Origin of the sequence: Silanimonas sp., assembly GCF_027530345.1 — a bacterium.
In the GTDB taxonomy this organism is placed as follows: Bacteria; Pseudomonadota; Gammaproteobacteria; order Xanthomonadales; family Xanthomonadaceae; genus Silanimonas.
This window is the reverse complement of record NZ_JAPZQK010000002.1, coordinates 170383-189695: the sequence shown is the minus strand read 5'-3', so window position 1 is coordinate 189695 and position 19313 is coordinate 170383. Positions and strand designations below refer to the sequence as shown.

Here is a 19313-nt window from a genome sequence, read left to right as displayed (position 1 = left end):
GGATGCTGCTTTTCCTGCTCATCGTCATCGGTGCCGTCGCCGCTTTCGCGGTCTGGGTGGTGGGGGCCTACAACGGCCTCGTCGGAGCGCGGAACGCCTTCCGCAACGCCTTCGCCCAGATCGACGTCCAACTCACGCGCCGCCACGACCTGATCCCGAACCTGGTCGAAACCGCCAAGGCCTACATGGCGCATGAGAAGGGCACGCTCGAAGCCGTGATCCAGGCCCGCAACGCCGCGGTGTCCGGCCTCGGCGCCGCCAAGGCCGCGCCCGGCGATGCCGCGGCCATCGCCCAGCTCGGTGGCGCGGAAGGCCAGCTCTCCGGCGCACTGTCGCGCCTTCTGGTCACCGTCGAGGCCTATCCGGAGCTGAAGGCCAGCGCCAACATGCAGCAGCTCACCGAGGAGCTCACCTCCACGGAGAACCGCATCGCCTTCGCGCGGCAGGCCTACAACGACGCCGTGATGGGCTACAACAACCGGCGCGAGATGTTCCCGGGCAGCTTGGTGGCCGCCCGCTTCGACTTCCGGGCGGCTTCCTTGCTGGAGATCCCGGAAGCGGAGAGCCACAAGCGCAACGCGCCCCGCGTGCAGTTCTGAGCGCCACCATGAACCTCTTCGAGCGTCAGGAGGCGGTGCGCCGCCGTTCGCGCAGGCTGTTAATGCTGTTCGCGCTAGCGGTGCTGGGCATCGTCGCGGCGGTGAACCTCGTGGTGTGGCTGTCCCTCGCCTACATCGGTGCGGCCTCGTTCGCGACGATCGGCCAGGTCATGGCGATGACCACCATCGGCACGCTGCTGCTGATCGGCGGCGCGAGCTTCTACCGCACGATGACCCTGCGAAAGGGCGGCGGCGCGGTGGCCATGGCGCTGGGCGGCACGCCGGTGCCCGTGGACACCCACGATCCCGGCCTGCGCCGCCTGCTCAACGTCGTCGAGGAAATGGCGATCGCGTCGGGCAGTGCGCTGCCGCAGGTTTTCGTTCTCGAAGACGAACCCCGCATCAATGCTTTCGCCGCAGGCTTCGGTGGCCCGGACGCCGCCATTGCGGTCACCCGCGGTGCGCTCGACCGCCTGAACCGGCAGGAACTACAGGGCGTCGTCGCGCATGAGATCGGGCACATCCTCAACGCCGACATTCGCCTGAACCTGCGCCTCGTCGGACTGCTGTTCGGCATCACCATGCTCGGCGTGGTCGGGCGCTTCCTCGTCAGCACCCGCAACCGCGACGGGAAGCGCGAAGCGGGCGGGTTGATCCCCTTGGGCCTGGCGCTGATGGCGCTGGGTGCGATCGGCTTGTGGTTCGCCCGCTTGATCAAGGCCGGCATCAGCCGCCAGCGCGAGTACCTCGCCGACGCCTCGGCCCTGCAGTACACGCGGGATCCGGAGGGCCTCGTGGGTGCCTTCCTGAAGATCGCCGGCGTGCCCGGCCAGGGCCGCATGCTGGCGCCCGAAGCCGAAGAGATCAGCCACATGCTGTTCGAGGATGGCCTCGGTTTCTCGGGCTGGATGGCCACCCATCCGCCGCTGTTGGATCGCATCCGCGCGATCCGCCCCGGTTTCAAGCCGGAGAAGTTCAACGAGGCGCTGTCTCGACAGCAGTTGGCAGCGCCCTCGGGCCTCGACGAAGACCACGCCAAGGCGATGGTGGAGCCGCCGCCTCTGCCGCCGGAGGCCACTTCGATCCGCGTTTCCCCCGGCGCCGTGGCCGAAGGGCTCGGTGGCTGGCGTCCCGACGACGTGCAGCGCGCGCAGGCGGTGATCGCCGCCATCCCCGGCGTGCTCGACCGCGCCGCGCGTGATCGCGAGGAAGCGATGCCGCTGCTGTTCGGCCTGTTGTTCTCCGCCGAGCCCACGGTGCAGAAGAAGCAGCGCTTCGAACTGAAGGCCCGCATGGGCGAACGGATGACCGGGCAGTCGGCCGACTACGCCGAGCGCGTCCACGGCCTGCACGCGGCCCTGCGCCTGCCCTTGGCGATGCTCGCGCTGGCGACGCTGAAGCGTCGCTCCAAGACCGATGTCGCCGCCGTGGCCGATGTGTGCACGGCGTTGTCCCATGCCGACGGCCGCATCACCCTGCTGGAGTACGGCCTGGCGCAACTGCTGCATGCCGAGCTGCAGGCCTCCGCCGATCCGGCGACGGCGTGGCGCCAGCCGCGGGTCAAGCTGGCCGACGTCGAGGCCGACGTGGTGCAACTGCTGGCCGTGCTCGCCCATGCCGGTCATGCCCAGCCGGCGGAAGCGCAGCGCGCCTTCATGGCCGGTATGCCCCACGTGCTGCCGCAGTCCAGCGCCCGCTACGCGCCGCCGGCGCAAGGCGTGGCGGTGCTGGACGACGCGTGGCCGCGGCTTGACGCGCTGCTGCCGAAAGCGAAGCTGATGCTGGTGGAAGCCCTCGTCGCGACAGCGGCGCACGATGGCCGGATGACCATCCCCGAGGCCGAGCTGCTGCGTATCGTCTGCGCCATCCTGCACGCGCCACTGCCGGCTGCGCTGGAGCCGGTGCGGGCCGCCTGAGGCGGAAAGGCCCGCTCCGAGTGAGCGGGCTCAGCCGAGCATCAGGTCCGCGGCGCGCTCGGCGATCATGATCGTCGGGGCGTTGGTGTTGCCGCCGATCAGCTTCGGCATCACCGAAGCGTCCACCACGCGCAGGCCCTCGACGCCGCGCACGCGCAGCTGAGGGTCGACCACCGCGTTCGGATCCCCGTCGCGGCCGATCGCGCAGGTGCCGATCGGGTGGTAGATCGATTCCGCCTTGCGGCGGATGAAGGCGTCGATGGCGGCCTCGTCCTGCGCTTTCGCGCCCGGCAGCAGTTCGTCGCCGCGGTAGGGGGCGAAGGCCGGCTGGGCGAGGATCTCGCGCGAAAGCCGCACGCACTCGCGCATCACCTTGAGGTCGAAGCCTTCCGCGTCGCCGAGGTAGTTCGCCTCGATGCGCGGCTTGCTGGCGGCATCGGTGCCCGCGAGGTACAGGCGCCCGCGGCTCTTCGGACGCAGGAAACAGGAATGCACGGTGAAGCCGTAGCCCGGCAGCTTGTTGCGGCCGTGGTCGTCGAGCTGGGCCGGCACGAAGTGGAACTGCAGGTCGGGGCGCTCGTCCTCGGCCAACGCCGAGCGCAGGAAGCCGCCGGCCTCGGCGATGTTGCTGGTGCCCGGGCCCTGCTTGCGCAGGTAGTAGTCCCACGCGATCTTCGCTTCGTTGAGCAGCGAGTCGGAATCGTCGTAGGTGACGGCCTGCGTCGAGCGCTGCAGCGTGCAGATATCCAGATGATCCTGAAGGTTGCCGCCGACGCCGGGCAGGTCGACGCGGACCTCCACGCCCTGCTGGTGCAGGTGCGCCGCCGGGCCGATGCCGGAGAGCATCAGCAGCTGCGGGCTGTTGATGGCGCCGCCGCAGAGGATCACCTCGCGCGCCGCGCCCTCCGCGAAGGCCGCGCCACCGACGGTGTAGAGCACGCCGCTGGCGCGTCCACCCTCGAACAGCACCTTGCGAGCCATCGCGCCGGTGATGACCTTGAGGTTCGGTCGCTGGCCGCGGATCGGGTCGAGGTAGGCGGTGGCCGATGAGCAGCGCGAGCCGCCGCGCGTGGTGGTCTGGTAGAAGCCGAAGCCTTCCTGCACGCCCCCGTTGAAATCGGGGTTCGCCGGGAAGCCCGCCTGCGTCGCGGCTTCCACGAACACTGCCGATAGCGGATTGCGGAAGCGGTGGTCGCTGACGCCGAGCGGGCCATCGCCGCCGTGCAGCGCGTCCGCGCCGCGCTCGTTGCCTTCCGACTTGCGGAAGTAGGGCAGCACGTTGTCCCAATGCCAGCCGGTGGCACCGAGTTCGGCCCACTCGTCGTAGTCGCGACGCTCGCCACGGATGTAGCACATGGCGTTGATCGAGCTGCTGCCGCCCAGCACCTTGCCGCGCGGCCACCACAGCATGCGGCCGTCGAGCTTCGGCTCCGGCGCGGTGCTGTAGTCCCAGTTCACGCCCTTCTTGCCGACCAGCTTCGCGAGGCCCGCGGGCATGTGCACGAAGGGATGCCAGTCGCGTGGACCGGCCTCCAGGAGCAGGACCTTGATGGCGGGATCGGCGCTGAGCCGGTTGGCGAGGACGCAGCCGGCGGAGCCGGCACCCACGATGATGTAGTCGAACACGTACCGACTGCCGCTGAAGCGATGGGCGATGCTGGTCCGCACGTCTAGAGTGAATGCTCTAGCTCGGCGGCTGGCGGCGACTCCGCTAAAGTACGGGGCATCCATTGCCACGGAGTGACGATGCAGGCCCAAGGCCCCCAGCGACTCCGCTGGTCCGATCTGAAGCAGGCGCTGGCCGACGTGCCGGCCTTGGCGCTGTCGTTCGGCTACTTTTTCTGCCTGCTGTGCGGCTATTTCATGCTGCGCTCGATCCGTGACGCCTTCGGCGCGACGGACGACGCCTCGGCCGTGTTCCCCCCGGCGATGATCGCCTTCTTCGCGGAGCGGGGCATTGCCCTCGGGGCGCTGACCCTGCAGGTGCTGTTCACCGGCACCTTTGTGTCGATGCTGGTGCTACAGCCGTTCTACGGCGCGCTGGTGAGCCGCTACCCGCGCCGGGTGTTCCTGCCCTTCGTCTATGGCCTGCTGGTGACCGCGCTCGGCGTGTTCTACCTGGCCTTCGCCAATGACGTGCCGGGCCGAGGCGCGGCCTTCTTCATCTTCCTCGCGGTCGTGAACCTGTTCGCCGTCACGGTGTTCTGGAGCTTCATGTCCGACATCTACAGCTCGGCGCAGTCGCGGCTGTTCTACGGCTTCATCGGCGTGGGCGGCACGCTCGGGGCCCTGGCCGGCCCGGCGCTGACCAAGCTGATCGTCAAGGACGTCGGCGTCGAGACGATCATGCTCATCAGCACCGGCTTCATGGGCCTGTGCCTCGCCTTCGTCATCGCGTTGGCGCCCTGGGCCCGGCGCCGCGAGGAGGAGCGGGGCGGCCCGCGGTTCGATGAGGCCATGGGCGGGCGCTTCCTCGAAGGCCTGCGCATCGTCGCGCGCGACCCGCTGATGCGCGGCATGGCGCTGGTGATGTTCTTCGGCGTCGCGGTGGGCACGCTGCTCTACAACGAGCAGGCCGCCGTGGCGCGCCAGATCGCCGACGACGAGGCCCGGACGGCCTTCTTCGCGACCATCGACCTCTGGATCAATGGCCTGACGCTGGCCATCCAGCTGTTCATCACGCCGTTCCTGCTCGCCCGCTTCGGCGTGGCGCCCTTGCTGCTGATCCCCGGCCTGGCCATCACCCTCGGCTTCGCCGTGCTCGCGGGAAACCCGCTGCCGATGCTCTTGATGGCGGTGCAGATCGCCACGCGCACCGGCGAGTTCGCGCTGGCGAAGCCGGCCCGCGAAACCATCTACACCCGCGTGGACGCCGAAACCCGCTACAAGGCCAAGGCCTTCATCGACACCGCGATCTACCGTGGCGGCGATTTCACCTTCGTCTGGGTGCACAAGGCCATCGCGTCCTTCGGCTCGTCGGTGGTGTTCCTGCTCGGCACCGGCATGGCGATGGCGCTGTTCCTGTCGGCCTGGGGCGTCGTGCGCGCGCAGAGGGCGCTGTCGAGGGGCTGATGACGAAGGCGTCGGGCGCGCGCGGGGCTCAGCCCTTGCGCGACGGCTTCGGAGACAGCCACATCACCACTTCGGCGCGGAAGGTCGGCTCGCCGCTGGCGTCGTGCACTTCTACTTGCACGGGCAGCTCGTAGCCCGCGCTGGCTGACACGATCGGAATGCGCGGCTGGGCGATGCCGGTCTGCGGGCCCATCGCCTTCTTCAGGTACTGCACGGTCATGCCCTTGGGGATCCAGCGCATGTCGGCCGGGATCGAGGCGTCGGTCATCACGCCGGCGCAGAGCTCGGCGAGATTGCACAGCGCGATCGCGTGGACGCTGCCGATGTGGTTCTGCATGCCGCGACGGTGCGGGATGCGCGCTTCGCAGCGGCCCGGCACCAGCGCGACGAAGGTGGGATGGATCGTGCCGAAATAGGGCGCCTTGAAGCACACGGCGCGCGAAAACAGCCAGCGTCCCAGCGGCAGGCGCTCGAAGCGGCGGTACAGGGCGAGAAGGGGCGTGGTCGTGCTCATGGATGGCTCACGGTCGGTGGCGCGCAAGGGTTCGGATAGCAGAACGGCGGGCCTGGGCCCGCCGTTCCGTGGTGACGCATCGCGAGGCGATCAGGCCGCGCGGCGGGTGTCGCCGGACTTCGCACCGCGGTACAGCGATGCGGCGACGAGGTCCTCGTGGTCGAAATCGTCCACGCTGATGGCGTCCCAGGTGAGGCGGCGCAGCTCTTCGAGCTGGGCGCGCTCTTCGCCGGTGATCAGGCCCTTCTGCACGGCCTCGGCCAGCTGCGCGGCGTAATCCAGCGCGGCGATCTCGCCACCCTTCACCGCCTTCATGAACTTGCGCTCCACCGGCTCGGCGAGGATCACCTTGGCCAGCGCGGCGTTGACGCGACCAGCCGGGTTGTTCTCGCAGGGCGTCAGGAACACGCCGCTGACCAGGCGGTCGCGGGCGTCGGACGGCGACATCAGCAGCGCCGCGGCACGACGGCCGAGGCGGTCGCTCGGGGCCTGCGCACGACGGCCGAACGGGAACACCAGCAGCCACAGCAGCCAGCCGACCGGACGGATCGGGTAGTTGCGCAGCGCGCCGGAGAGCGCGTTCTCGATCTTGAACACGCTGTCGTGGAACGCCCAGGCCAGCAGCGGCTGCTCGGAAGCCGGACGGCCCTCGTCCTCGTAGCGCTTCAGCATCGCGCTGGCGATGTAGAGCTGCGAGAGCACGTCGCCCAAGCGGCCCGACAGCTTCTCCTTGAACTTCAGCTTGCCGCCCAGCGTCAGCATCGATGTGTCGGCGACCAGCGCGAGGTTGGCGGAGTAGCGGTTGAGGCGGCGGTAGAAGCGCTTCGTGTAGTCGTCGCCGGGTGCCTTGCCAAAGGCGGCGAACGTCAGGCCCATCCACAGGCTGCGGACGGCGTTGCTGATCGCGAAGCCGATGTGGCCGAACAGGTTGGTGTCGAACTCGCGCAGGCGCACGGCCGGGTCGGGGTGCGTCGCGGCCTGCATTTCCTTCAGTACCCACGGATGGCAGCGGATCGCACCTTGGCCGAAGATCATCAGCGAGCGCGTCATGATGTTCGCGCCTTCGACCGTGATCGAGATCGGGGCGGCCTGCCAGCCGCGGCCGAGGTAGTTCGACGGCCCCAGGATCACGCCCTTGCCGCCGTGGACGTCCATCGCGTCCTTGCCGACTTCGCGGGCCATCTCGGTGGCGTGGTACTTGGCGATCGCCGAGGGCACGGCCGGCTTCTCGCCACGGTCGACCGCGGCGGCCGTGGCCTGCGACAGCGCCGCGACGGCGTAGGTGTTGCCGGCGATGCGGGCCAGCGCTTCTTCGACGCCCTCGAAGCGGCCGATCGACAGGCCGAACTGCTTGCGGATGCGCGAGTAGGCACCGGTGGCCGCGGCGGCGAGCTTGGCCGCGCCGCTCGAGGTCGAGGGCAGGGTGATGGCGCGCCCCACCGACAGGCATTCCACCAGCATGCGCCAGCCCTGGCCCACGTAGTCCTCGCCGCCGATGAGCTGCGAGAGCGGCAGGAACATCTCCTTGCCATGCAGGGGGCCATTCATGAAGGTGCAGTTGAGGGGGAAGTGGCGGCGGCCGATCTCGAGGCCCGGCGTCTCGCGCGGGATCAGCGCCAGCGTGATGCCGCGATCGACGTCATCCGACAGCAGCTTCTGCGGGTCATAGAGGCGGAAGGCGAGGCCGATCACCGTGGCCACCGGCGCCAGCGTGATGTAGCGCTTGTCGAAGGTCAGCTTGACCCCCAGCACCTTGGCGCCGTTCCATTCGCCTTCGCAGACGATGCCGAAGTCCGGCAGCGAGGTGGCGTCGGAACCCGCCGTCGGGCCGGTCAGCGCGAAGCAGGGGATCTCGCGGCCGTCGGCGAGGCGCGGCAGGTAGTGGCGCTTCTGGTCTTCAGTGCCGTAGTGCAGCAGCAGTTCCGCCGGGCCGAGCGAGTTCGGCACGCCGACGGTCGAGCTCAGCGTGGCCGAGATCGAGGCCAGCTTCTGGATGACCTTGTGGTGGGCCAGCGCCGAGAAGCCGAGGCCGCCGTACTCCTTCGGGATGATCATCCCGAAGAACTTGTTCTTCTTCAGGTAGTCCCACACCTGCGGCTCGAGGTCCGCGTGCACGTGCGTGGTTTCCCAGTCGTTGGTCATCTTGCAGACCTCTTCGACCGGGCCGTCGAGGAAGGCCTGCTCTTCGGCGGTGAGCGTCGGCTTCGGCTGCGCGAGCAGGTCGGCCCACTTCGGCGCGCCGGAGAACAGCTCGCCCTCGAAGCCGACGGTGCCGGCTTCCAGCGCGGTCTTCTCGGTCTCCGAGAGCGGCGGCAGGATCTTGGTGTAGAACTTCAGCAGCGGCGCGGTGATCAGGTTCTGCCGGATCGGCGTGATCAGCAGCGGCAGCGCGACGACCGCCAGCAGCGAACCGGCGACGATGGTCGCGACCTGCGCCACGCCGGTGAGGCCGACCAGCACGAGGCCGGCGCCGGCGACGGCGGTGAACACCGCCAGCGACCAGCGGTGATACGCCGCAACGGCGACCACCAGCAGAAGGACGAGGAAGGGCAACACAGCGCTCATGGCTCAGGCTCCGCGGAGGGTCTGGAAGGATCCCGCGTGGGGGCGGGGAGAAAGGAATTCGATGACGGCCCGGGTGAAGGCGTCGTTGTCGTCGCCGGCCACCATGTGCGTGGCCTCTGGCAGGTGCACGTGTTCGGCGTGCGGCACCAGGTCGAGGAAATGCGCGACGGTCTCCTTCGAGACGAGGTCGCTGCGGCCGCCGCTCACCAGCAGCACCGGCACGTCGATGCCGCGGGCGGCCTCGGCGAGTTCGTCTTGATGCTTGGCGGAATCGGCGAGGTCGTGAAGCAGACGCGGGTCCCAGTGCCAGCGCAGGCGGCCGTCGTCGCCGCGAACGAGCAGGTGGGCGAGGTCGGCGGAGGATTTGCGCTCGCGGCGGTGCGGCAGGTACGCCGCGATCTCGCTCGCCGCGTGCTCATGGTCTTCGAAGCCATCCGGATGCGCGCCCATGAAGGCGAGGATGCGCTGCATTCCGGCGATTTCCCACTTCGGCGTGACGTCGACGAGCACCAGGCCGGCGAACCCAGCACCGCGCGACTGCGCGGCGAGGCCGACGAGGCCGCCCATCGAGGCGCCAACCAGCACCGGTGGCTGGGTCAGCGTTGCGCGAACGGCGAGGGCGTCATCGATGAACTGCTCGACGCCGTAGCGTTCTTCCGGCACGTTGCGCCCGGACTGGCCGTGGCCGCGCATGTCGTAGGCCGCACTGGCGATGCCGGCTTGGCCCAGCGCCAGCATCGAACGCGTCCACGCCTGTCGCGTCTGGCCGAAGCCGTGGGCGAACAGCACGCCGATGTCCGCACCCAGCGGACCGGCTGCGCTGGCGGCCAGCGGCAGGCCGCCCGAACCCGTCCATTCGAACGAGGCCAGGGAAGCGGGCAGGGGTGCAATGGAAACCATACGGCCGAGTATGGGTGGCAGTTTTCGCGCTTGTCAATACGTATGCGTATGGTGAAAGCGCGTCCGACACATTATTGTGTCGCTTCCATTGCCGTGAACGCCGCCAGCCCGCTGCCCATGCCCGCCGCCGCCAAGACCGAACGACCGATGCGTCTCTCCGCCGAAGACTGGGCCAACGCCGCCCTCGACGTCATCGCGGACGACGGCGTGGCTGCGGTGGCGGTCGAACCGCTGGCGCGCCGGCTTGGCGTGACGAAGGGCAGCTTCTACTGGCATTTCCCCTCGCGCGAGGCGCTGCTAGCGGCGGCACTCGAACGCTGGGAAGCCATGGAACAGGAGACCGTCTTCGGCAAGCTCGAGGCCTTCCCCGAGCCGCGCGAGCGCCTCAAGGCGCTGTTCCAGCTCGTTGCGCACGAGTTGAAGCCGCACAAGATCTACAGCGAGCTGCTGAAGGCCCTCGACCACCCGGTCGTGCAGCCGGTGCTGGCGCGCGTGTCGCAGCGGCGCATGGACTACCTCGCAGCGAGCTTCCGCCAGGCCGGCATGCCGCGGCTCGAGGCCGTCAACCGTGCGCGGCTCACTTACGCGGCCTACGTCGGCTTCCTCCAGCTGTCCCTGCAGCTCGGCCAGCCGCGCTTGAACCACGATGAGTTCGAGGCCTACGTCACCCACGTGATGGACGCGCTGATTCCGTGACCCTCCGCGTCCAGCTCGTCGAAGCCCTGAAGCGCGTGCTGAAGGCGCAAGGGCTGACCTACGCGAACCTCGCCGAGCGCATCGGCATGTCCGAGGCTTCGGTGAAGCGGATGTTCTCCGAGCAGTCGATCCGGCTCGAACGCCTCGAGCAGATCTGCGAGGCGCTCGACATGGGCCTCGCCGAACTCGCCGCCGAAGCGGAGCAGCGCCGGCCGGCCTTGGCCGAGTTGTCCGAGGCGCAGGAGCAGGCCCTGGTCGATGACCCGCTACTGATGCTGGCGCTGTATCTGGCCGTGAACCGCTGGACGCAGGACGAGGTGCTGGCGAACTACCAGATCAGCCTCCCGGACTGGATCGGCCGGCTGGTGAAGCTGGACCGTCTCGGCATCATCGAACTGCTGCCGGGCAACCGGGCCCGGGTCCTGACCGCCCGGAACTTCCGTTGGCGGACCGACGGCCCCATGCAGCGCTTCTTCCAGCAGCGCCTGCTGCCGGAGTTCTTCAAGAGCCGCTTCGCCGGTGGCGAGGAAACCCTGCTGCTGCTCTCGGGCATGGTCTCCCGGCGCTCGGCCGCGACCATCCGCGAAAAGCTCCGGGAGGCCGCCGGTCAGTTCGATCTCATGCTGGCGCAAGACGCCCACCTCCCCGCTTCCGAGCGGGTCGGCGTGAGCCTGGTGCTGGCCCAGCGGCCCTGGAGCCTGGGCCTGTTCGACCCCCTGCGGAAAGCCTCGGCGGACCCCGTCCCGACGCTATAGAATACGTATGCATTGAGGCGGGTCCCGGTCGCTGGCCGGTGGCAGGCGTCACGGGAGTGGTCCCGGCCTCCGACGATTTCCCTTCCGGAGTTCTCCCGATGAGCAGCAGCTCGCCGAGCCGTTTCGCGGCCCTCAATGACTGGGTCGCGTCCGTCGCCGCCCTCACTACGCCCGACCGCATCCACTGGTGCGATGGCTCCGAGGCCGAGGACGCCGCGCTCAAGGCCGCGATGCTCGCCGACGGCACCCTGCATGCGCTGAATCCGGAAACGCACCCGGGCTGCACGCTGCACCGCTCGCACCCGGGCGACGTGGCTCGCGTCGAGCACCTCACCTTCGTCTGCACTTCCGAGAAGGACGACGCCGGCCCGAACAACCACTGGATGTCGCCTGCCGACGGCCACGCGAAGATGGACGCGCTGTTCGCCGGCTGCATGAAGGGCCGCACGCTCTACGTCATCCCGTACTGCATGGGCCCGATCGACTCGCCGCTCTCACGCTGTGGCGTCGAGATCACCGACTCGCCGTACGTCGTGGCGAACATGCGGATCATGACCCGCATGGGTTCGGCGGCGCTGGCGCGCATCGAGCGCGAGGGCTCGTTCGTGCGCGGCCTGCACTCGACGGGCGAGCTCGACCCGGATCGCCGGTTCATCATGCATTTCCCGGAAGAGCTGGCGATCAAGAGCTACGGCTCGGGCTACGGCGGCAATGCGCTGCTCGGCAAGAAGTGCCACGCGCTGCGCATCGCCAGCTACCAGGCGCGCACCGAGGGCTGGCTCGCCGAGCACATGCTGATCGTCGGCATCGAGAACCCGCAGGGCGAAACGCACTACGTCGCCGCGGCCTTCCCGAGCGCCTGCGGCAAGACCAACCTCGCCATGCTGATCCCGCCGCAGGGCTACCGCGAGAAGGGCTGGAAAGTCTGGACGGTCGGTGACGACATCTGCTGGATGCGTCCCGGCGCTGATGGCCGCCTCTACGCGATCAACCCGGAGGCCGGCTATTTCGGCGTGGCCCCGGGCACGGGTGCCAAGAGCAACCCAAATGCGCTGGCCATGCTGGACCGCGATGCCATCTTCACCAATGTCGGCGTGACCGAGGACAACCAGCCCTGGTGGGAAGGCCTCGATACCGGCACGCCGGTGACGGATTGGAAGGGTCAGCCCTTCGATGCCGCCAAGGGCCCCGCCGCGCACGCGAACGCGCGATTCACCGTGTCGGCCAAGCAGTGCCCGTCTTACTCGCCGAAGGCCGAAGACCCGCAGGGCGTGCCGATTTCGGCCATCGTCTTCGGCGGCCGTCGCGCCTCGCTGGTGCCGCTGGTGTTCGAAGCCCGCGACTGGACGCATGGCGTGCTGGTCGGCGCCGGCATGGCCTCGGAGACCACCGCCGCCGCGACCGGCGCGGTGGGTGTGGTGCGCCGCGACTCGATGGCGATGAAGCCCTTCTGCGGCTACAACTTCGCCGACTACTTCAGCCACTGGCTCAGCTTCGGTGCGAAGGCCGACAAGCTGCCGAAGGTCTTCCACGTCAACTGGTTCCGCAAGGGCAGCGATGGCAAGTTCCTGTGGCCGGGCTTCGGCGACAACCTGCGCGTGCTCGAGTGGATGCTCAAGCGCTGCGAGGGCAAGGCCGCGGCCATCGAGACGCCGGTGGGCCTGTTCCCGAAGCGCGAGGACCTGAACCTCGACGGCGTGAAGCTCAGCGACGAGGCCCGCGAGGTGCTGTTCGGCTACGACCGCGACGGCTGGAAGGCCGAGATGGCCTCGATCGGCGAATACCTCGCCGAATTCGGCCCGCGCCTTCCGGCGGCTCTGGAAGCCGAGCGCCAGCGGGTGGCCGCCGCCCTCGAGGCGGAAGCCAAGAAAGCCGCGGCCTGATCCGGCGGCCGCGGTGGTGCCGGAACCCGGCATCGCCCGCCCTCCTCAAGGCCTTCATCGCTTCGGCTTAAGCTGCAGCGATGAAGGCTTTTTTCTGCCCCACGTTCGAGCTCCCGCTGCCGGAAGGCCACGCCTTCCCGATGGCGAAGTACCGGCGCCTGTACGAGCGCGTGCGCGATCACGCCGAGCGCTGGGGCGTGACACTGCAGGAGCCGGTGTCCGCCAGTGATGAGGCGCTGCGTCGCGTCCACTGCCCCGACTACATCGAGCGCGTCCGGCGCGGCACTTTGAGCCCGCAGGAGCAGCGGCGCATCGGCTTTCCGTGGTCCGAAGCGATGGCAAAGCGTGCGCGACGCACCGTCGGCGGCACGATCGCGGCGCTCGATGCGGCGCTTCGCGGCGACGGCATCGCTGTGAACCTCGCCGGCGGTACGCACCATGCGGCCTTCGACCGCGGCGGCGGCTACTGCATCTTCAACGACGCGGTCGTGGCCGCGCGGCACGTGCAGGCCGAGGGCCTCGCGCGGAGGCTGCTGATCGTCGACCTCGACGTGCACCATGGCAACGGCACGGCCGAGCTGGTGGCGGGCGACGACACGCTGTTCGCCTTCTCGATGCACGACGCGAAGAACTACCCGGCGATCAAGCCGGCTTCCGACCTCGACGTGCCGCTGCCGCCGGGCACGGACGACGCGCGCTACCTCGATCTGCTCGCCGCGCACCTGCCGCGCGCCGTCGAGGCCGCGCGCCCCGATGCGGTGCTCTATCTCGCCGGTGCCGACCCCTTCGTCGGTGATCGGCTCGGCCAGTTGGCGCTCACCAAGGCCGGCCTCGCCCAGCGGGACCGTGCCGTGCTCGAGACCTGCCGTCGCCACGGCCTGCCGCTGTCGGTCGCGATGGCCGGCGGCTATGCCCCGGACGTCGACGACATCGTCGACATCCATGCCGAGACCGTGCGCTTGGCAGCGCACGCCGCGTGTGCTGCGATAGCCGCATGCGCTGCCACGTCCTGACAAGCGCCTGCCTCGCCATTCTCGGCCTATCGGCCGAGGCCGCGGTGGTGCGCGTCGCGGAGGAGCGGCCCCTGGACGCCGGCCAAGCGCTCCATCTGCGCTTGGAGGCCGGCTCGCTTGAGGTGCGCCCCGGGGAGGCCGGGAAGGTGGGCCTCGAGGCCACGCTGGCGCCGGGCCAGCGCGTGATTTGGCGCGAAACAGTGGACCGCCGCGTGCTCATTGTCGACGACCCGGAACGCCTCTCGCCGCGACGGTCCGAGCTTCGCGTTGCCGTTCCGGCCGGGGCGCCCCTCGTCATCCATCTTGGTGGCGCGTCGCTTGACCTGCAGGGTGCGGAAGCGCCGCGCCTCGTGGTCCGCGGCGGGTCGGGAGCCCGCATCGCCGGTGCGTTCGATGCTGCGGACGTCCGGGTCGACGGCGCGCTCGACCTCCAGCTGGAGGGCCCCACGGGCGATGTCCGGGCGGAGGGCCGCGAGGTCGAGGTCGTGGCGCAGGGAGCCATCGGCTCGGTCGCCGTCGACGCGGTGGGCGGGCCGTCCACGCTCGCGCTGGATCGTCCGCGGCGCGTCCGCGCGACCTCGGTGTCCGGGGCGATCACGCTCCGTCTCGGGTCGGCGTCGGGCGCCGACGTCGTGCTCGAGAGCCTCTCGGGTGACCTCCGCGTCGATGTCGTTGGTGTATGGCCTCGCGCCATCGTGCCGCAGTTGGCGACCGGTGACCTTAGCCTTCCTGCGGCGGAGACTCCGCGCGTTGCTGCCGGTGCCGCGGTGGGCGAGGGGGGTAGACTCGTCTTGCGAAGCTTCTCTGGCGATGCCCGGGTGGAAGGCGTTGCTCCCCCGGCCGGTGAGCCGGGTCCGGTGCCGGGCCAGAATTGATGCGATGCAGCAGCAATCGGTGCGAAACGGCGCTCTTCATCTGGGCGCCCGCCCTCGCGCTCAGCGGATTTGCATAACGTAAACATTGCGTTATGCTCGGGAGGTCGCGGAACGTCCCCTCGGTACCGTCGGCATATCACTGGATTCCCGAATCCGCTCATACGTTGGAGAGAAACTCAATGTCGGACATCAAGCAGCTGTCGCGTGCAATTCGCTTTGCACTCCTCGCTGGCGCCACCCTGGCCGTCGCGCCCGCCTTCTCGCAAACCGCGGACTCGGCGGAGTCGTCCTCCGAGGAAACGCAGCGCCTCGACGTGGTCCAGGTCACCGGTACCCGCCTTTCCTCGCCGGGCATCGTCGCCAGCAGCCCGATCACGGAAGTGACCGCCGAGGAGCTTGAGATCAAGCAGGTCGTCGCCATCGAGGACTTCCTCCGCGAGCTGCCGGCCCTCGTTCCGGCCATCGGCCCGGGCACCAACAACGGCAGCGGCGGTGGTGCCACCATCGACCTGCGCGGCCTCGGCGCGAACCGCACCCTGGTGCTGGTCAACGGCCGCCGCCTGACCCCGTTCGACCTGGCTGGCGTGGTCGACACCAACGCGATCCCGGTCGCCCTGATCGAGCGCGTCGAGATCATCTCGGGCGGCGCCTCGGCCGTGTATGGCGCCGACGCCGTTTCGGGTGTCGTCAACTTCATCCTGAAGCGTGACTACGAAGGTGCCGAGATCGCCGCCCAGTGGGGCCAGTCGGCCGACAAGGACGGCGACCGCCAGCGTATCGACGTCACCGTCGGCGGCAACTTCGCCGAAGGCCGCGGCAACGCGGTGCTGAGCGTCGGTCACACCGACACGCAGGAAGTGCTGCAGGGCAACCGCCCGTTCGGCCTGACCGCGCTGTCGTCGGTCACCGGCAGCCCGCAGGGTTCGGGCACCGGCGTGCCGGTCACCGAACTGAGCCTCGGTGGCCTGTGCCCGGACGGCGCCTTCCGCGCCACCTGCAACAACGCCTTCAACTTCAACCCGCCGAACCTCTTCCAGACCCCGCTGAACCGCCTGCAGGCCACGGGTCTCGCCAGCTTCCTGATCAATGAGGATCACGAAGCCTACGCCGAGATGATGTACGTCCGCAGCGACGTCTTCACGCAGCTGGCGTCTTCGGGCACGTTCTTCAACAACTACCGCGTGCCGGTCGGCAACCCCTACCTGCCTGCGGCCGCCCGTCAGCAGCTGTGCGCCCGTGCGGGCGTCGCCGCTGCCGATTGCGTGGTTGGCAACGCCACGGAAGCCACGGTCTCGCTCGGCCGTCGCTTCACCGAGCTTGGCCCGCGTCTCAACAGCTTCGAGAACAAGCTGTTCCAGGGCACGGTCGGCGTGAAGGGCTACGTGTTCGACACCTGGCGCTACGACGCCTACTACTCGTTCGGCGAAGCCGACCAGGCGCAGTCGCGCGTGAACTGGGGCTCCAACTCGCGCGTCCAGCAGGCGCTGCGTGCGCTCAGCACCACGGCCTGCACCGACGCCCGCAACGGCTGCGTGCCGCTCAACGTGTTCGGCCCCGAGGGCACGATCACGCCGGCGATGCTGCGCTTCATCAACCTCGACTCGCTGCTGCAGCAGACGGTCACGCAGGACGTGCTGGCCGGTTCGCTGGTTGGCGACCTTGGTGACGCCATCATGAGCCCGTGGGCGACCTTCCCGATCAACGTCGCCGTGGGCGCCGAGCACCGCTCGGTGACGGCCGGCACGAAGTCGGACCAGGCCTCGCAGATCCAGGGTGAAGTGCTCGGCACCGGCGCCCCGACCCCGGACCGCCGCGGCGGCTTCGAGCTGAAGGAAGGCTACTTCGAGCTGATCGCCCCGATCGTCAACGACGCGGCCTGGGCCTACTCGCTGTCGTTCGAGGGTGGCTTCCGTCGCAGCACCTTCGAAACCGCGGGCAACTCCACCTCGTACAACACCTACAAGTACGGCGGTGAGTGGACCCCGGTCGAGGGCATCCGTTTCCGCGCCCTGCAGCAGCGCGCCACCCGCGCCCCGAACGTGGGCGAGCTGTTCAACCCGCAGGTCACCGGCCTCAGCAACCTGGCCGTCGACCCCTGCGGCGGCGCCACCCCGACCGCCTCGCGCGAGCGCTGCCTCGCGACCGGCGTTCCGGCCGCGGCGTACGGCTCGCTGCCGCAGCCGTCGGCGGGTCAGGTCAACGTGCTGACGGGCGGCAACCCGAACCTCGGCCCGGAAATCGCCGACACCCGCACCATCGGCATCGTGTGGACCCCGTCGTTCGTCGAGAACCTGGCGATCACGCTGGACCACTACGACATCGAAGTGACCGGCGCCGTCTCCAACCCCTCGGTCAACGACATCCTCACGGGCTGCTACACCAACGGTAACGCCGCCGACTGCGCCCTGATCGGCCGCAACCCGTTGAACGGCACGTTCAACGGCACGGAGGCGCGTGGCATCGCGCTGGTCTCGTCGAACCTGGGTGTCTACCAGACCGACGGCTTCGACCTTGGTGTCACCTACCTGTGGGACCTCGGTGACTTCGGCCGTCTGGACTTCGGCCTGAACGCCACCAAGGTCAACGACTGGTTCTTCCAGGCCACCCCGACCTCGGTCAACCGCGACTGCAAGGGCTACTACAGCGTCGCGTGCAACGGCGCGGCCGGCAACGGGGCCGGCATCGTGCATGACTTCAAGGCGAACTTCCGCACCACGTGGGTCTACAGCGACTTCTCGGTCAGCGCCAACATCCGCCACCTCGGCAGCATCACCGAGGAGCCGGGTGGCAGCGCGTTCCTGCCGGCCTACTCGAGCATCGGGTCGTTCAACTACCTCGACCTCGGCGCTTCGTGGCAGGCCACCGACCAGATCCGCCTGAATCTGTCGATCACCAACGTGACCGACCGCCAGCCGCCGATCGTGGGCAACACCATTGGCAACACCGGTGTGAACAGCGGCAACACGTTCCCGCAGTACTACGACACCATCGGCCGCTACTACACCTTCGGTGCGACGGTGAAGTTCTGACCTAGGGCACATCGGTCACCCGCTCCCTCCGGCATCATGCCGGGGGGTATCGGGCCCGCAACCTGATGGATTCGTGCCCGCGACCCGTTCGCGGGCACTTTTTTTTGGAGGTCGTGACAATGCGTAACCTGTGCTTCGCGGGTCTGCTGTCGGCGGGTCTGCTGTGGGGCGCGCCGGTGTCGGCGGCGGAGGCCGATGCCGCCGCGGTGCCCGTACCCGTCGCGCTGAGCTTCTGCTACGAGGCAAAGCGGGACTCCCATTGGCTCGGGCCGGACGGCCGGGGCGAGGCCATCGCCCGGATGCGTTCCGTCGCCGAGGCCTTGAACGCCCGTTTCGATTTCGTCGCGATGGCTGCCTCGGACTGCCAGCTCGCCGTCGCCAACGGCCGGCACGACGGGATGCTTGGCGTGCCGTTCGACGAGACCGTCGCCTGGGTCGGGGCGTTTCCGCCCGAGGCGTCCGAAAGCGGACGCCGTGCGCTGTTCGTCGAAGGCGTGGCCGTGGTCCGTGAGCGCGATGTCGTGCAGGGTGGAACAGCGGCCGAGGTGCTCAGCAATCTCCGCACCCCGATCGCGGCCGTCCCCGGTTCGGAGGCGGCGAGGGAACTCCGTTCGCTGGGTCTTCGGATCGACGACCGGACGCGGAAGCCGCGGGGCTTGCTTGACCGCGTGCTGCGGAGTCCCGTCGAGGCCGCGGCGATGAGCTACGGCGACGCGGCTTTCCATCTCGCTGCCAACCAAGCGCTGTCGGCACGGCTCGAGCTCATGCCGCAGCTGCTCACGCGGCGCGCCTACCACGTCCAGTTCTCGGCACAGCGCGTGGCGCAGGATCCGGCCCTTGTCGAGTCGGTGTGGGAGGCACTTGCGTCGCCTGCGCCCGCCGACAATGCTGGGGGTTGATCGCCGGCCCAAGTGCCGGCAGCTTCCCCCCGCCGCCTTTGATTCAAGGAGTTCCCATGCGTCGCCTCCTCCCGTCCCGTTTTCTGCTCGCCGTGCTGGCGGCTTTCCTCTGCAGCCCGCTCCTCGCGGGAGCCCCCGCTGGTGAGTCCGGTTCTCCCGATGTCGGTGAGGACGCGCTCGACGCCGTCGACGTCGAGGATTACCTCGCGCAGCGCCGCGAGATCATGCTGCAGGTGAACGCGGGCGATCTCGGCCGCCTGTCCCGCGCCCGGCGCAACGAGCTCGAGGATTCATGGTCGACCTTGCGTCGGCTGCTGGACGGCAAGCGATCCATCGCCGACCTCTCCACGCCGCAGCGCATCGAGTTCTTCAACGCCCAGTCGACGTTCACCGCGATCATCGAGCGCCAGCGCGAGAACGGCTTGATCTGCCGCGACGACGCGCCCACCGGATCGCGCATCCCCCAAGTGGTCTGCGAGAGGGTGAGGGATCGCGAGGCTCGGCGCGGCCGTGCGCGCGAGGCGGTCGATCGCCTGCAGGCTCCGACTTGCGTCCAAGTCAACGGCGTGGGGAACTGCTGACCCCGCAGTTCGCATC

15 protein-coding genes are annotated in these 19313 nt (G+C 69.1%); 11 read left to right on the top strand and 4 right to left on the bottom strand.

Annotated features, from left to right (window positions below):
- Positions 1 to 2: 2 nt before the first annotated feature.
- Positions 3 to 599, top strand: a complete 597-nt coding sequence (locus O9255_RS01115) for a LemA family protein (RefSeq protein WP_297864977.1) — start codon at positions 3 to 5, stop codon at positions 597 to 599.
- Between the two features lie 8 nt (positions 600 to 607).
- The gene (locus O9255_RS01110; RefSeq protein WP_297864976.1) at positions 608 to 2515 is read left to right on the top strand and encodes a M48 family metallopeptidase; all 1908 of its coding nucleotides are present in this window, start codon (positions 608 to 610) and stop codon (positions 2513 to 2515) included.
- A gap of 30 nt (positions 2516 to 2545) precedes the next feature.
- Here O9255_RS01110 and O9255_RS01105 read toward each other — a convergent pair whose 3' ends face one another.
- Positions 2546 to 4141 (bottom strand): choline dehydrogenase, encoded by a 1596-nt coding sequence (locus tag O9255_RS01105; protein WP_297864999.1) that lies wholly within the window; start codon positions 4139 to 4141, stop codon positions 2546 to 2548.
- A gap of 120 nt (positions 4142 to 4261) precedes the next feature.
- Between O9255_RS01105 and O9255_RS01100 the strand changes: the two genes are divergently transcribed.
- A complete protein-coding gene (locus O9255_RS01100; RefSeq protein WP_297864975.1) occupies positions 4262 to 5587 on the top strand; it encodes an MFS transporter in 1326 nt (441 codons plus the stop codon).
- A gap of 28 nt (positions 5588 to 5615) precedes the next feature.
- Here O9255_RS01100 and O9255_RS01095 read toward each other — a convergent pair whose 3' ends face one another.
- From O9255_RS01095 to O9255_RS01085, 3 genes are all read right to left on the bottom strand, one after another.
- Positions 5616 to 6101 carry a hotdog fold domain-containing protein gene (locus O9255_RS01095; protein ID WP_297864974.1) on the bottom strand — a complete coding sequence of 162 codons (486 nt, stop codon included), beginning with the start codon at positions 6099 to 6101 and terminating at the stop codon, positions 5616 to 5618.
- A gap of 90 nt (positions 6102 to 6191) precedes the next feature.
- Positions 6192 to 8666: an acyl-CoA dehydrogenase gene (locus O9255_RS01090; protein ID WP_297864973.1), complete on the bottom strand. Its 2475-nt coding sequence runs from the start codon at positions 8664 to 8666 to the stop codon at positions 6192 to 6194.
- A gap of 3 nt (positions 8667 to 8669) precedes the next feature.
- Positions 8670 to 9566, bottom strand: coding sequence for an alpha/beta hydrolase (locus O9255_RS01085; protein ID WP_297864972.1), 897 nt, complete (start codon positions 9564 to 9566; stop codon positions 8670 to 8672).
- 117 nt (positions 9567 to 9683) lie between these two features.
- Between O9255_RS01085 and O9255_RS01080 the strand changes: the two genes are divergently transcribed.
- The 8 genes from O9255_RS01080 (at position 9684) to O9255_RS01045 (ending at position 19297) form a co-directional block, all read left to right on the top strand.
- Entirely contained in the window at positions 9684 to 10262 is a 579-nt protein-coding gene (locus O9255_RS01080) for a TetR/AcrR family transcriptional regulator (protein WP_297864971.1), read from the top strand.
- Positions 10259 to 11017 (top strand): helix-turn-helix transcriptional regulator, encoded by a 759-nt coding sequence (locus O9255_RS01075; RefSeq protein WP_297864970.1) that lies wholly within the window; start codon positions 10259 to 10261, stop codon positions 11015 to 11017. Before O9255_RS01080 ends, O9255_RS01075 begins: the two co-directional genes overlap by 4 nt.
- 98 nt (positions 11018 to 11115) lie before the next feature.
- Positions 11116 to 12900, top strand: a complete 1785-nt coding sequence (locus tag O9255_RS01070; RefSeq protein WP_297864969.1) for a phosphoenolpyruvate carboxykinase (GTP) — start codon at positions 11116 to 11118, stop codon at positions 12898 to 12900.
- A gap of 80 nt (positions 12901 to 12980) precedes the next feature.
- Complete coding sequence (locus tag O9255_RS01065; RefSeq protein ID WP_297864968.1) at positions 12981 to 13913, top strand: histone deacetylase; 933 nt, start codon at positions 12981 to 12983, stop codon at positions 13911 to 13913.
- The gene (locus O9255_RS01060) at positions 13895 to 14788 is read left to right on the top strand and encodes a hypothetical protein (RefSeq protein ID WP_297864967.1); all 894 of its coding nucleotides are present in this window, start codon (positions 13895 to 13897) and stop codon (positions 14786 to 14788) included. Before O9255_RS01065 ends, O9255_RS01060 begins: the two co-directional genes overlap by 19 nt.
- 179 nt (positions 14789 to 14967) lie before the next feature.
- Complete coding sequence (locus O9255_RS01055; RefSeq protein WP_297864966.1) at positions 14968 to 17817, top strand: TonB-dependent receptor; 2850 nt, start codon at positions 14968 to 14970, stop codon at positions 17815 to 17817.
- A 119-nt stretch (positions 17818 to 17936) separates the two neighbouring features.
- Complete coding sequence (locus O9255_RS01050) at positions 17937 to 18716, top strand: hypothetical protein (protein WP_297864965.1); 780 nt, start codon at positions 17937 to 17939, stop codon at positions 18714 to 18716.
- A gap of 56 nt (positions 18717 to 18772) precedes the next feature.
- Positions 18773 to 19297 (top strand): hypothetical protein, encoded by a 525-nt coding sequence (locus O9255_RS01045; RefSeq protein WP_297864964.1) that lies wholly within the window; start codon positions 18773 to 18775, stop codon positions 19295 to 19297.
- Positions 19298 to 19313 lie beyond the last annotated feature (16 nt).